Genomic DNA, 13,570 nt, shown 5'->3' on the forward strand with positions numbered 1-13,570 from the left:
GAAACGGCTGTCCGTGAAACCCGAAGCCGCTCCAATCTGATCAATCGTGGATCTTCACCTTGCTCCAATCTACGCTGTACTCCACACAGAGTTGCTCCAATTCCTGGGCAATTGCTGCCGATAGCTTGACGCCGTTTGCCTGTTGCTCAATCATTTTTCGTCGCTCGATCTCTCCAGGAATCAGAATTTCCTCGATACCCGCTCTTTTCGGAACAGACTTGATTTCACGAATGTACTCGTCCATCCTGCTTTGGAATACCGTCAACGGCCAAAAGCGCTGAATGTCGATGGTCAAAAACACGTGACCAATATTTTGCGGATGTGTCCAATTATCATACAAGCTTTGTACAGCGGGTCCGCTCGCAGCTCCCGTCAACAGACCGCACAGAATGTCAATAAACATCGCCAGTCCATATCCTTTTGCTCCGCCAATCGGCAGCAGGGAGCCCAGCAAAGCTCGCTGCGGGTCCGTGGTCGGGTTGCCATCTGGATCGATCGCCCAATCCTCTGGGATCTTCTCTCCCTTTTTCGCTGCCAAAGCGATTTTTCCACGTGCTACCACACTAGTCGCCATGTCGAGTAAAAAAGGAGCTTCCTGTCCCGCAGGAATACCGATGGCGATCGGGTTGGTCCCGAAGAAGGGGCGAATGCCGCCTGTGGGTGCCATCGATTCTGGTGCGTTTGAAAGAACAAGCAGAATTAACCCTTTTTCAATCGCCTTCTCCGCGTAAAAGGAACAGGAGCCAAAGTGATTGGAATGGCGGACTCCGACGAAGCCGATTCCTGTTTGCCTTGCGAGGGACATCGCCAGCTCCAGGGCTGTCTGACCGATCACTGCTCCTAGCTGGTTCTTGCCGTCCACCAATGCCGCAGCTCCGTCTTGCCTCACAATCTCCGGTGCTTCTCTCAGCGAAAGGACGCCAGCTTTGATGCGCGAAAGATAAATAGGCAACCGGGAAAGTCCGTGCGACTCTATTCCCCTCAAGTCTGCATGAACCAGGGATTGAGCGACCGTCTGTGCATGCCTCTCTGATACCCCGACCTTCTCAAACAGTTCAGCGGCCACTTCCTCCAGACGTTTCCAATCGTATCGTATAGAATCCAAGGTTTGACTGCCCTCCTTTTCATCGTTTCAACGCTCATGCCCGAAATCATCTGGATATAAATATGATGGCCGACTATGCACCGACACGGCGTTGGCCCAACGACGAGCAGTCGAAAACGCGAGGAAAAGAAAAAACTGGACCTCAGCTTTTGCTGAACGTCCAGCTTATTTCTACCCATCCGCTTATTCCAAGGAAGCGAGTGTCGTCGCGATTTGATCCTGTAGCTCGGTCATGATTTTACTGCTCTCTGCATAGCCATTCACGAGGATGGAGAAGACGAGCTTTTTGCCCCCCTTCGTTGTGACATAGCCTGACAAGCTGTTTACACCCGTCATCGAGCCGGTCTTCCCATGCAGGTTGTTTTCCGCGGGCGTTCCCTTTAAACGGTTTTTCAGCGTTCCATCCACTCCCGCAATTGGCAGAGACGAATCGTAGGCAGAAAATGCAGGAGAGTGGGTCATCCCCTCCAATTCCGCTACGATGTGGCGTGCGGAGACCAGACTGTATCTGGACAATCCCGAGCCGTCAAACATGTCGAAATAGATACTTCCACCTTTGGCAGCCAAGTCCTCATGAACGACCTGGGCGCCCTTCTCTGCGCTGCCTTCGCCTTTTTTCACCGCGCCTAGAGTCTTCAGGAGCATTTCGGCATAGAAATTATCACTTTGCTTGTTCAAATACCGGACGATTTCCTGTAACGGCTTTGAAGCGAATGCATTCCATTTGACTGCCTTTGCCGGTACTTTTCCGATTGTTACGCTGCTGTTCGGAGCGAAGCTGACACCTTCATTGATGAGGGCTTCCTTTAGCACGGTTCCCACGTATTTTGCCGGATCTTCTACTGGGAGCCGCTCATAATCGCCTGGGTGATCGGCTGGCAGATTCCCCTTCAAACGAATGGTATTGGTCCCACGATCCCGCGTAATGGCAAACGTATTTTCCTCCCCAGCCGGGACCGTATGCGATTCATTGATCACCTGCACATAGGAGGTTTTCGGTAGCAAATTCATGCTGACAAGCTCCCCTGGCTGTCCAGCCGGCTTGTATTCGATCATGACCGTACCGCGGTTCAAGGCAAGGGCGCCTAGAGTCGGATTGTAGTAATAGCTTTCGTCATCCCAGGCCCATCCCAGACCCAGACGCTGCTCATCAAAATAGCTCTCGTCCATCACCAGATTTCCGTTCACTCGCTTGAGTCCTTTGTCTTTTAGCCATTTGGCGATTTGTTCGATCGATACGCCATCCTGTACCTTCAGCGCATTTTCAGTGTGCAGGGATGGATCGCCATAGCCTTTCAGATACAAATTGCCGTTTTGAACGCCGCTTTTTTGTATCGCCGAATCGCCATAAAGCTCCGTTTGAAAGGTGTAATCCACTCCCAGCTGATTCAAAGCCGTTCCTGTCGTCAGCAGCTTCAGGTTGGAAGCCGGTGTCACCAAGGAATCTGCGTCACGCTCATACAAGACCTCACCGTCCAGGGATTGAATAAGCACGCTCGTAGTTAATCCCACTGTCGCTGGTTGATCCAGGATCGGATCGATCTTGGCCGACAGCTTATACGTCTTGGCAGGCTTTGGTGTAAAGCCTTCAGGGTACACGTTTTCCGGATACATGGCCAGCTGTACTGCTACAGCATCCTGCATTTTTTGGGCGTACTCGTACTTGTACAGCCCGTTGAAAATCATGGAAAATGCCAGCTTGTGACCATTTCGGGCTGTTACATAGCCCGACAGGCTGTACACACCTCCCATCGAACCTGTTTTGGCAAGCACATTGCTCTTGGCAGGAGTATCCTTCATTCGATTACGGAGCGTTCCATCCACGCCAGCAATGGGCAGAGAAGCCTGCAGAGCTTCTCGATAATCCTGATCTTGAACGAAAGCGAGAAGCTTGACCATTTGCTCCGCAGTAATGAGATTGAAACGCGAGAGGCCAGATCCATCTGCTATCTGGAATCCTGACTCAATCCCTGCTCTTTTCAATACATCTGCAACAACCTGTGCACCTGCTTCCGAAGTCCCTTTGCCATTTTGCGTGGCCCCCAAAGTCTTGAGCACCATTTCCGCGTAAAAGTTGTCACTTTCCTTGTTCAGCTCCACGAGGATATCGCGAAAAGGTTTGGAAAGATGCGTATGAAGGGGCACTCCCCCTTGGACTACTGTCTTTTTTATGGCTGCTTGGGGCTGAAGCTGAATTCCGGCTTCGGCCAGCTCCTGCTTCCAGATGTCCCCGACATACAAAGCTGGGTCCTCCATCGTGACATCTTCTTGATACGGTTCTGCGGCCGTTCCGATCGTACCCGTAACGATCACTTCGTTTTTTCCGCGTGGGCGCTCGACTACAATATCCGCTGCCGCACCCTCCACCGTTTTTGTCTTGTTGGTCACGGTAAGATAGGAGGTCTTCGGCTCAAGTGACAATGTGGCCGCATCTCCAGGCTTTGCACCTGCCTTTGAAGTTACGGTGACGAAGTTTTTATGAACGGCAAGAGCGCTGATCTGCGCGCTGTATCCGTAAGGCTCATCGTCCCACATCCATCCGATTCCCAGTCGGGTTTCATCAAAGTAGCTATCATCCAGGAGCAGGTTCCCATGTACTTGCTTGATTCCGATTGCTTTTACCGCATCGGCGAGTGAGCGCAAATCTTGTGGCGCGAGAGTCGGATCCCCGTAGCCCTTCAAGATCAGATTCCCTTGCAGAATCCCCCCAGGCGTGACATTCCCGTCTATGTAGAGCTCCGTTTTCCATTGATACGAGGGCCCCAACCGATCCAAAGCAGAGATGGTCGTGGGCAGCTTCATGTTGGATGCGGGTGTATAGTTTTTCTTTTCGTTATGTGTGTATAGGTACGCTTTCTCTGTCAAGTCATAGACTGCAATTCCTGCTGACGCGCCCAGGCTCTCCTTGTTCCCTCTCAAATCTGCGAGGGATTTTTCCACTTGAGCTGCCAGAGGACCGCTTACTGCTACCGCCTCTTGTGCAAAGACAGGAACCGCTGTCACCTGCCAAACTAGCATGATGAAAAGTAACCACGTACAAGTGCGTCTGACCAACCGTGCGTTCATAGAATCCTCCTCGTGTTATTCTCTCTGATCGAGTCTCTCAAGCGGGTTGACCCAATGATAGCATGCATTTTTCCTTTTCGAAATATTACCATAATACTAAAAGTTAAAATCTGGATACCTCCCCTTCCTCTGATCATACTAAACAACATGACTGTCTATCGGAGGTATCCACCTTGTTCAAACGCATTTTACTCGTACTCCTCCTTCTCGGGACGATGGCAGCTCCTGCTATAGCGGCAACCGATATTGGGAGTCTCCGTATCAATCCAGCTACCTCAAGAACGTGGCAGGAGCTCGTCAACCACAGTGAGCTTATCGTCGTCGCCTGGGCAGACACCTCCAATCAGTCTGCATCGACAGGCCGTTCCCTGCGTGAAGGAAAACTCGTAAACTACGCGCAGACCCTGCATATCAAACAAATTTTGAAAGGCTCGTCTGCGCGGATGCTAAAGCTGGTGAGCACAGGCGTAGAGCCTTTGCCTGATGCCAGCAGTCCTTTAAATCGCACCTATCCAGGTCCGCTTGCAGAAGGAAACTACATCCTGTTTTTACACCGAGTTTCTGCACCTGATTTATACAGTGCGTCGGGACTGTGGCAGGGCGTTTATCCCCTCTTTCAGGGAAAGAGCATTGCGCTGGAAGGTGCTGGCTTTTCAGAGCTCAACCAACTGACAATCGAAGAATTCGCGAAAAAAGTGAAGAGCGTCTCTTCTTAAGCGATACGAGCCAAAGAGGCATACAAAAAAGAAACCGCATCGGCTCAGCGGTTTCTTTTTTGTACAACTATGTCGATTTTGGCTAACTTCTCATGACATAAATGAACACAAACATAGACAGCGCGCATACCAAGATCGTACCGATGAAGCCCCACATGACAAGCTTGTTGTTGCTTCCCTGGTTATCACTCATGCAAACTACTCCTTACCCCTATCATTCAGTTCTTTCATTATAAAATAAAAACGCTCTCATCGAAAGGGCAGCGCTGAGATGATCGTTGTCATTTTCGTATATTTTCTAGCAGCCAGCGAAATCTTAGCTTGTATGTATTCTTTTCATGAAGGGGGAATTCTACGTTGAATACGGAGACACAAGGAAAGCGCTATGGCAACATCATTTTCATGAAAGAGCTCTCGAATAATGCCGCCCAATTGCTTCCGTTTCCCATCTATCGAGAGCTGCGAGAAAAAACACCTGTCCGTTATGACGAGGACAGACAATCCTGGGATGTTTTTCGGTATGAGGACGTCCATCGCATTTTAAAGGACCCGGCAACTTTTTCATCCCGGCGTGGATTGGAAGTGAGAGGCGAAACGCTGCTCACAATGGATCAGCCCAAGCATACTCACATGCGCAATCTGGTAAACAAGGCATTTACTCCAAAAGCGATCAACGACCTCGCCCCTCGCATTACTTCCATTACAAACGAACTGCTCGATCAAGTCGCTTCCCGTGGAAAAATGGATATCGTCTACGACTTGGCCACTCCTTTGCCTGTGATCGTCATCGCCGAGCTATTGGGAGTTCCTGCAAAGGATCGCATGCTGTTCAAGGATTGGTCGGATACGATGGTCAAAGGAGTCGAGGACAACACGGACACGGCACTTGCTCACATGATGGCGGAAAGAGATAAAGCAGAAGCTGAACTCGTGCAATACTTTCTCAAGATTCTCGAGGAACGGCGCAAAAAGCCTGAGGACGACCTTGTTTCCGCTCTGTTGGATGCTGAAATTGACGGAGAAAAGCTGCAAGAGCAGGATATTTTGAGATTCTGTATTCTGCTTCTCGTCGCTGGTAACGAAACCACGACCAATCTGATTACAAATGCGACCCGTCTCATGACCGAGCAGCCCGCCATTCAAGACCAGGTACGACAGCAGCCAGAGCTGGTCAAAAGCATGGTGGAAGAAACCCTTCGCTACTATCCTCCGATCGTTGCGATCGGCCGAGTAGCTACTCAGGATGTAGAAATTTGCGGCCAGCTCATCCGGGAAGGGCAGCAAGTAGTATCGTGGGTAGGCGCAGCCAATCGTGACCCGGAAAAGTTCGATGATCCCGAGACGTTTCACACGGATCGCAAGCCGAATGCGCATATGGGCTTCGGATTTGGCATCCATTTCTGCCTCGGAGCACCTCTCGCAAGACTGGAAGCACAGATCGCCCTTGAAATCCTGCTAACGCGATTCACGGATATCGAGTTCGAGAAAACGTCGCTGACCCCTATTCCCAGCCCTTTCGTTTTCGGTGTAAAAAGCTATCCAGTTACTTTCCGTGAACGTAAGTGACCCCCTTCTCCCTGCCCGGCTCCTATTGTGAGCTGGGTTTTTATTGTTCTTTTGTAACCTCACTCTGATAATCTGGAGTCATCTCGCTTCTTCATATTCGAGTAAAAGCATCGGCAGACTAAGAATTTTTCCTTTTCATCTTACCGAAAGAGTGGTAGAGTCTATATTTGTTTAAAACGATTGAAATGCACGATAGTTAGGAGACTTACGTAAATGGACAGCTTTAACAGTCAATTTTTATCATCGGTTCTCATTATCGCTCTCGGCTATTTTCTCAAGCGGTGCAACATCATCAAAGAAAAAGATGGCGAAGGGCTGGCACGGATTATTTTTAATATCACGCTTCCTTGCTTGATCGTTTCTACTTTTCATAATGTAACACTTGATGGGTCTCTCATGCTCTTGGTAGTCATCGGCTTTTTGTACGGAGTCATGGCCGCATTCCTAGCTTATTTCGCATTCCGTAAAGAAAACCGTCAGACGAAAGGGATGCTAGGAATGATGGTTCCGGGCTTCAATGTGGGGCTGTTCGCCTATCCGCTCGTTCAAGGCATTTGGGGTCAGGAGGGGCTGGCGTACTTCGGGATGTTCGATGTTGGAAATGCCATGATCGTCTTCGGAGTCAGCTATTTGATCGGCAGCTATTATTCCGGTGAAAAGGTCAAGCTGAATTTCAAACAAGTACTGAGCAAAGTATCCAAATCCATTCCTTTGCTTACGTATCTCATTATTTTCGGATTGAATCTTGCTCATATTCCGCTTCCGGATCTGTTCCTCGGCATCACCGGGACGATTTCCAAAGCGAATACGCCCCTGTCTTTGCTGCTGCTCGGCATTTATTTGAATTTCTCTTTTGACAAGCGCTACCTGCATCACTTCTGGAAGGTTCTGGGTCTGCGCTACATCGTAGGTCTGGCTGTCGGCATCACCTGCTTTAGGCTGCTGCCGTTTGAAGATATGTTCAAGTACACCTTGCTCGTTGGCTTCGTTCTACCGATGGGTGTCTCTGTCCTCGCCTATTCCGTCGAGTTCAAATACGACTACAAATTTGTCGGGATGGTCTCGAACATGACGATTCTAATCAGCTTCGTACTCTTGTGGGGAATATCCAATATGGTAATGTAAAAAAACGGCAGTTCGGGAATCGCGTTCGCTCCCAAGCTGCCGTTTTTTATTATGCTCCTCGAGCTGAGCCTTACTTCACCACTTCACGCATGATCTCTTCCGCCTTCACGTCTTGCGTGATCAGGTTTTCTTTTTTCATCCAGTCGATCAGCGTCTGCCAGGATTCTGTGGTCTGGCTGCCAAACGTTTTATCTCCTGCGTCCATCAATGGAATTAAAATCTCCAAGCTTTTCGACTCGATGTCTTTTTCCAGTGGGAACTCGTTCGCTTGCTTGCTCAAGAGCAGATCCAGCGCTTTTTCTTTATTGTCCTTGACGTATTGCTGACCTTTCGCAGCTGCACGCATGAAAGCCTCTATGGCCTGCTGTTTTTTCCCGAAAGTATCGTCACTAGTCGTCATCACCAGCTCGTAGTAATCCGGTACACCAAAATCAGTAGGTGCAAAAGCATGGACTGGAATGCCATTTTTCTCGAGGATCAGCTGTTCATGGTTCTTGTAGCCACCGACGACTGCATCGACCTTTTTCCCTGTCAGAGCAGGAACGATGTCAAAGCCAATATCGGTAAAGGAAATGCCGCTGTCATCTCCGCCTGCTTGCTTCACTACGTTGCGCACCACGGATTCATCCAATGGCACGGATGGATAGCCAACGTTTTTTCCAGCGAGCTTTTGCGGACCATCAATGCCGCTATCCTGTCTGGTCATGATAACGTTGAGCGGATGGCGAACCAGCGCTCCTACGGACACGACGGGAATTCCTTCGGAGCGAGCTTGTACGACCTGCGTCTGGTAGCTGATCGCCAGGTCTACTTTTCCGGCGGCTGCCATTTTCAGCGGGTCGTTGCTGTCTGATGGCATCTGTAGGTTTACTTTCAGATTTTCCTCTTTGAAATAGCCTTGTTCCTCAGCGGCATACAAGAAGGAATGGACGGCATTCGGATACCAGTCCAAAGCTACAGTCAATTCAGTTGGTGCATTTCCTTCGCTTCCACCAGGTGCAGGTGTAGGTTGTGCTCCTGATTGATTTCCGCAAGCCGCCAGACCTGCCGACAGCAGCAAGGCTGCAACCGTTTTGCTCCATTTTTGAATCGGTTTCATGAGTAAAATCCCCCTATTTTTCTTTCGATGTTTTTCTACTTGTTCTTTGATGCGGGGTAAAATACTTCTCCATACGTCCCACCAGCCAAAACAACAGCATGCCCAAAATGGACAGCAGCAGGACGGAGGCAAACAGCGCCGGCGCCTGAAAGTTTCCAGAGGCGCGGCGACCAAAATAGCCGAGCCCCTCACTCGATCCCAGCCACTCCCCGATAGTCGCCCCTGCGACACTGTAGGTAGCCGCCACCTTCAATCCACTGAAGAAGTGCGGCAAGCTCGACGGAAGCTGCAGCTTGGTAAAAATCTGCCAGCGATTGGCTCCCATGGTTTTGAGCAACTGCAGCATCTCCTTGTCTGTCGAGCGCAAGCCGTCATACGTATTGACCACGATCGGGAAAAACGTAAACAGAATCGTGATCGCGATCTTTCCTGACAAATCGTAGCCGAACCATAGGATAAAGACCGGTGATAAAGCGATGATCGGAATGGTCTGGGAAATAACAATATACGGATAGACCAATCGTTCAACCACACGACTCATATTCATCGCAAAGGCAAGCAAAATCCCAAACACGATGGAAGCGCTAAGCCCGAGGATAACTTCCTTCAAAGTCACCCATAGATGCAAACCCAGCAGGGTCTTGCGCAAGTCCCACAACGACAAGACGACGGTGCTTGGCGGCGGGAGAATAAAGGGAGGCACATGCAGCAAGCGGCAGACGGCTTCCCAGACGATTACGAAAAGCGCAATCGAGATCCCGAACCACACACCCCGATTCCACCCGGCCATCACGCTTCCCTCCCAGCTGGGGATTTGCTGGCATTTTGGCGCAGCAGCTCCCAAATTTGCTCACGTAATGCCAGGAATTCCGCACGATTTCGGTGGGCAGTCGTTCGCGGGCGCTCTACATTTACCGCAAGCTCCACAGGCTTTTCAATCGGCTTGCCGTTCAACACAATGACGCGATCCGCGAGCAAGATGGCTTCATCGATGTCATGGGTGATCATCAGCATCGTACTGCCGGTCTCCTGCCACATTTCCATCAGCCACTCTTGCAGCTCCATTCTTGTGATCCCGTCGAGAGAGCTGAACGGCTCGTCTAGCAGCATGATGTCGGTGTCAGACAACAATGCGCGTAAAAACGAAACGCGCTGCCGCATTCCCCCCGAAAGCTCTGCCGGGTACGCATCTGCCCATTCGTGCAACCCATACCGGGGAAGCTCCGAACGAACCCTGTCTTGCGCTTCTTTTTTGGCAACTCCTTTGATTTCCAAAGGAAGCGCCGCATTTTCCACGACCGTACGCCAAGGGAGCAGAGCATCGCGCTGAGGCATGTATCCGACCATCCCAAGCCGATTTTCTGAACGAGCACCATTTAGCGTGATGGAGCCTTGTTCAGGCTGCAAAAGCCCTGCAATCAGTTGAAACAACGTACTTTTCCCAATCCCGCTTGGGCCGATCAGGCTGATAAACTCGCCTTTTGCAACGCGCAGGTCAAAATTTTGAAGAATAGGCTGGTCTCCGTACGCAAAACGGACACCGGAGAAGGCCACTTTGTCTAGCACGGCCAAAATTCCTTTCTGTACGCCATATCCCAGAACAAATATTCCATCTTGGACGTGGTCAGGAAATGCTCTTCCAAACGAGCGAGCTCTTTCTCATTTTTCCCCTCTGCCAGCTCGTTCATCACGCCAATCAGCCAGGTTGCCAGTTCCCCAAACTCGTCAGAGCTGTAAGTGCGCACCCACTCTCCGTACAATTCGTGATCGAGCGCCCCCTCTATCTTTGCCAGCTTCTTGCCGATCTCCCAGTAGCCCCACATGCACGGAAGAAGAGAGCTGACCAATTCAGCCAGAGAGCCTTGGTGAGCGACTCTCAGCATGTAGCTGGTGTACGCGAGCATTACAAAAGATGGCTCTGTCGCTTCGAGCTCTGCGCGAGAGATCCCAAATCGCTCGGCGTACTGTCTGTGCAAATTCATCTCGCCATTCAAGGTCGCTTCCTGCAAACCAGCAAACTTCGCACTGGTTTCCAGATCGTATGCTTTTGTGCTTGCAATCGCAAACATCTTGGCATAATCGATCAAATAGACATAGTCCTGCTTCATGTAATATTTAAATGATTCGACTGGCAGCGTTCCGTCTCCCATTCCGGTGACAAAGGGATGCTGATGAGTCTTTTCCCAGATCGGGGCTACGCTTTTCCAAAGACGATCGGTAAACGTTGTCATATGAGATTCACGCCTTTCCTTCCTTATCCGTATTGCACCAATCTGCAATAAACTGCGCCATGATTTGCGCAAACAAAACAAGCTGCTCGGGATCGATCGATTCATCCACCGCATGGGCATGGGAAAGCTCTCCTGGTCCGAACAGGACAGCTGGAATACCTGCGTGAGCAAACCAGCCCGCATCCGTCACGGTGACCGACATATTGACGGTCGGTGCCTGCTGGACCTGCTGTTCAAAAGCAGATTGCAAAGCAACCAATCCGGGATGAGCATGATCCAGCTCGAGCGACGGGAAAATCTCACCGCGCTCCTCGATCATCGAACGCCCACCCCAGCGAAAGGTCGGCGGGTTGTCGCAGAGCCATACATCTGCTGCCGCTGCTCGCAGTACATGATCCTCTACTTCCCGAATGATCTGATCGTACGATTCATTGGGATAAAAATGAACCGTAATCCAAAGTGCACATTGATCCGCGATAAAAGCCGCATGGCGACCGCCTTCGATGACAGCGGGATTAATCGTGTTGCTGCCAGCTGGAAAGCCCGGGTACGATTTCATGACCGCCCAGTGGCGTTCCAGATCCTGCAAGGAAGCAATGACCTTCATCATCTTCTCGATCGCAGAGGCACCTTTCACTCTCCCGCCAGCATGGATCGTTTTTGCCCGCATCCCGTCATGCAAGGTCGTTGGGCTTTCGATCGTAATCCAGCCCGTGATGACACCGCCCTGCCCTTGCATATGCAAGTCGCTTGTATCCACGACGACTGCATAGTCTGCCTGATAGCCTCTCTCGATGGCAGCCAGCGTGCCAGCTTCACCGGCTTCTTCCCCGATGACCGACTGGAACAGCAGATCGCCCCTCAGCTCTACGCCGTGTTCGCGAAGCATTTTGATCGCAAACAGGCTGGCGGCCATTCCACCTTTCATATCAGCTACGCCGCGTCCATACCAACGTCCGTTCTTTCCTTTCGTCAAAGCAAACGGCGGATATGTCCAGCCCGCATCATCTCCGACCTCAGCTACGTCGATATGCCCGTTGATGATCAAGCTGTTCGCAATCGCGGACGCAGAACCTTTGAGCGTGCCCACCACATTGTCATCGCCCGGAAATACCGGCCAGCGATCGATTGCAAAGCCCAGCCCCTGCAATTCTTGCACAATCAAGCTCTGCGCCTGCTCGCTATTTCGTGCAGGCGGGCTGACTGTCGGGTACGAGACCAGGCGGTCCAGCAGGTCAAACAACTCCTCTTGTCGACTGGCGATTGCCTCGACTGCTGCACGTACCCCACTCACGCTACTCAATCATCCCTTCTGTTGGGCTGCTTGCCGAAGCGTAGCGTTTTTTCGCGATGCGTCCTGCCAAAAAGCCTTTGCGTCCCGCTTCCACGCCCAGCTTCATCGCTTCTGCCATCAGCACCGGATTGTCTGCCAGCGCTACTGCTGTATTTAAAAGCACGCCATCCGCGCCCAGCTCCATGGCTTTTGCGCAATCCGCTGGCGCACCGATGCCCGCGTCGACGATGATCGGTACTTTTGCATCCTCGATAATGAAGCGCAGGTTGTTTTCATGCACGATCCCTTGACCGGAACCGATCGGAGAAGCTCCCGGCATCACTGCGTGAACGCCTGCTTCCTGCAAACGGCGCGCAAGAATCGGGTCGTCGTTGGTGTAAGTCAAGACGATGAAGCCTTCCTCCACCAAGATTTTGGATGCCTCCAGTGTGCCGATTGGATCTGGCAGCAATGTTTTCGGATCACCGATGACTTCGACCTTGATCATGTCGCACAAGCCAGATGCTTTCGCCAGGCGAGCGATGCGCACAGCCTCTTCTGCCGTGTAAGCCCCTGCTGTATTCGGCAGAAGCGTGAACTTTTTCAGGTCGAGCTGTTCCAAAAAGTTAGGCTCGTGTGGGTTTTCCAAATTCAGTCGACGAATGGCAAAAGTGAGAATCTCTGCCTCTGATACCTCGACTGCCTTACCCTGTGTTTCCAAATCAGCAAACTTACCCGTTCCCAAGAGCAAGCGGGAGCGAAACTCGTACGGTCCAATTTTCCATGTATCCATCAGGATCATCCTCCTCCAACAAAGTGAACGATTTCAATACGATCTCCATCCATAATCGGTGATTCCTCATAGTGGGTGCGGTCGATGATTACCCCGTTTTGCTCCACGACTACGATCTTCTCCTGCAGCTGATAAGACGCGAGCAGTGCGCGTACATTCTGGACATCATCAGCCAGCTCCACCTTTTTTCCGTTCAGAACTACGACCATCGTATTCCTCCTATCCGTAAGAAATCCTCAATCGAGGCGTGTTCAAGGAGGAGCGACCGCGTTTTAGCGGAAAGTTTTCATGCGCTCCGGAATTCATAAACGTAAACGCTTATAAATTCCTTTACGTTAAAAAACGGCTCCTCCCGTCGCTGGAAATCATCCAGTCAAAACAGAAGAAGCCGTTTCCCTAATCATCACGCAGATAGTTTACAAAAAAAACCATCCGCCGTGGATGGTTTTGGTTCATAACGATTCGTTATACCTCTTCCTCCGCTGGCATGACCCAGTTCAGGTTCAACGGTCAGTAACACATTCGTTACAATCTCAGCCAACTATGCTCGGCCCCCGCTTGGTAGTGTTCTTATTCATTTGTCGTACTTTCGATAC

At 50.9% G+C, this 13,570-nt stretch carries 12 protein-coding genes and 1 riboswitch; of the genes, 3 read left to right on the forward strand and 9 right to left on the reverse strand.

Annotated features, from left to right (window positions below; genetic code table 11):
* Positions 1-40: 40 nt before the first annotated feature.
* Complete coding sequence (locus tag EDM55_RS00220; RefSeq protein ID WP_122959362.1) at positions 41-1,105, reverse strand: Ldh family oxidoreductase; 1,065 nt, start codon at positions 1,103-1,105, stop codon at positions 41-43.
* Positions 1,106-1,288: 183 nt separating this feature from the next.
* On the reverse strand, positions 1,289-4,171 hold the full coding sequence (dacB, locus tag EDM55_RS00225; RefSeq protein ID WP_122959363.1) for a D-alanyl-D-alanine carboxypeptidase/D-alanyl-D-alanine endopeptidase: 2,883 nt from the start codon (positions 4,169-4,171) through the stop codon (positions 1,289-1,291).
* 173 nt (positions 4,172-4,344) lie between these two features.
* Here dacB and EDM55_RS00230 point away from each other — a divergent pair, with 173 nt between their 5' ends.
* From EDM55_RS00230 to EDM55_RS00240, 3 genes are all read left to right on the forward strand, one after another.
* Complete coding sequence (locus tag EDM55_RS00230; RefSeq protein WP_122959364.1) at positions 4,345-4,887, forward strand: hypothetical protein; 543 nt, start codon at positions 4,345-4,347, stop codon at positions 4,885-4,887.
* Between the two features lie 402 nt (positions 4,888-5,289).
* Positions 5,290-6,453 carry a cytochrome P450 gene (locus EDM55_RS00235; protein WP_174769300.1) on the forward strand — a complete coding sequence of 388 codons (1,164 nt, stop codon included), beginning with the start codon at positions 5,290-5,292 and terminating at the stop codon, positions 6,451-6,453.
* Positions 6,454-6,666: 213 nt separating this feature from the next.
* A complete protein-coding gene (locus EDM55_RS00240; protein WP_122959366.1) occupies positions 6,667-7,578 on the forward strand; it encodes an AEC family transporter in 912 nt (303 codons plus the stop codon).
* A gap of 70 nt (positions 7,579-7,648) precedes the next feature.
* Here EDM55_RS00240 and EDM55_RS00245 read toward each other — a convergent pair whose 3' ends face one another.
* The 7 genes from EDM55_RS00245 to thiS are packed head-to-tail and all read right to left on the reverse strand — an operon-like array spanning position 7,649 to position 13,183.
* Entirely contained in the window at positions 7,649-8,677 is a 1,029-nt protein-coding gene (locus EDM55_RS00245) for an ABC transporter substrate-binding protein (protein ID WP_122959367.1), read from the reverse strand.
* 13 nt (positions 8,678-8,690) lie between these two features.
* Complete coding sequence (locus tag EDM55_RS00250; RefSeq protein ID WP_122959368.1) at positions 8,691-9,467, reverse strand: ABC transporter permease; 777 nt, start codon at positions 9,465-9,467, stop codon at positions 8,691-8,693.
* Positions 9,467-10,243 (reverse strand): ABC transporter ATP-binding protein, encoded by a 777-nt coding sequence (locus EDM55_RS00255; protein WP_092266915.1) that lies wholly within the window; start codon positions 10,241-10,243, stop codon positions 9,467-9,469. Before EDM55_RS00255 ends, EDM55_RS00250 begins: the two co-directional genes overlap by 1 nt.
* Positions 10,237-10,908 carry a thiaminase II gene (tenA, locus tag EDM55_RS00260; protein WP_092266914.1) on the reverse strand — a complete coding sequence of 224 codons (672 nt, stop codon included), beginning with the start codon at positions 10,906-10,908 and terminating at the stop codon, positions 10,237-10,239. The genes EDM55_RS00255 and tenA overlap by 7 nt, the downstream gene beginning before the upstream one ends.
* Positions 10,909-10,915: 7 nt before the next feature.
* Positions 10,916-12,211 (reverse strand): acetylornithine deacetylase, encoded by a 1,296-nt coding sequence (locus tag EDM55_RS00265; RefSeq protein ID WP_122959369.1) that lies wholly within the window; start codon positions 12,209-12,211, stop codon positions 10,916-10,918.
* A complete protein-coding gene (locus tag EDM55_RS00270) occupies positions 12,204-12,974 on the reverse strand; it encodes a thiazole synthase (RefSeq protein ID WP_122922483.1) in 771 nt (256 codons plus the stop codon). The genes EDM55_RS00265 and EDM55_RS00270 overlap by 8 nt, the downstream gene beginning before the upstream one ends.
* A 5-nt stretch (positions 12,975-12,979) precedes the next feature.
* On the reverse strand, positions 12,980-13,183 hold the full coding sequence (gene thiS / locus EDM55_RS00275) for a sulfur carrier protein ThiS (protein ID WP_092266911.1): 204 nt from the start codon (positions 13,181-13,183) through the stop codon (positions 12,980-12,982).
* A 248-nt stretch (positions 13,184-13,431) separates the two neighbouring features.
* A riboswitch (TPP riboswitch) is annotated at positions 13,432-13,542 on the reverse strand.
* Positions 13,543-13,570 lie beyond the last annotated feature (28 nt).

The sequence above is a fragment of the Brevibacillus centrosporus genome (assembly GCF_003710815.1).
Taxonomy (GTDB): Bacteria; Bacillota; Bacilli; order Brevibacillales; family Brevibacillaceae; genus Brevibacillus; species Brevibacillus centrosporus.

Coding starts and splice junctions, on each gene's coding strand:
- dacB (WP_122959363.1), bottom strand. CDS start 4,171: ATGAACGCACGGTTGGTCAGACGCACTTGTACGTGGTTACTTTTCATC.
- EDM55_RS00235 (WP_174769300.1), top strand. CDS start 5,290: ATGAAAGAGCTCTCGAATAATGCCGCCCAATTGCTTCCGTTTCCCATC.
- EDM55_RS00240 (WP_122959366.1), top strand. CDS start 6,667: ATGGACAGCTTTAACAGTCAATTTTTATCATCGGTTCTCATTATCGCT.
- EDM55_RS00245 (WP_122959367.1), bottom strand. CDS start 8,677: ATGAAACCGATTCAAAAATGGAGCAAAACGGTTGCAGCCTTGCTGCTG.
- EDM55_RS00250 (WP_122959368.1), bottom strand. CDS start 9,467: ATGGCCGGGTGGAATCGGGGTGTGTGGTTCGGGATCTCGATTGCGCTT.
- tenA (WP_092266914.1), bottom strand. CDS start 10,908: ATGACAACGTTTACCGATCGTCTTTGGAAAAGCGTAGCCCCGATCTGG.
- EDM55_RS00270 (WP_122922483.1), bottom strand. CDS start 12,974: ATGGATACATGGAAAATTGGACCGTACGAGTTTCGCTCCCGCTTGCTC.
- thiS (WP_092266911.1), bottom strand. CDS start 13,183: ATGGTCGTAGTTCTGAACGGAAAAAAGGTGGAGCTGGCTGATGATGTC.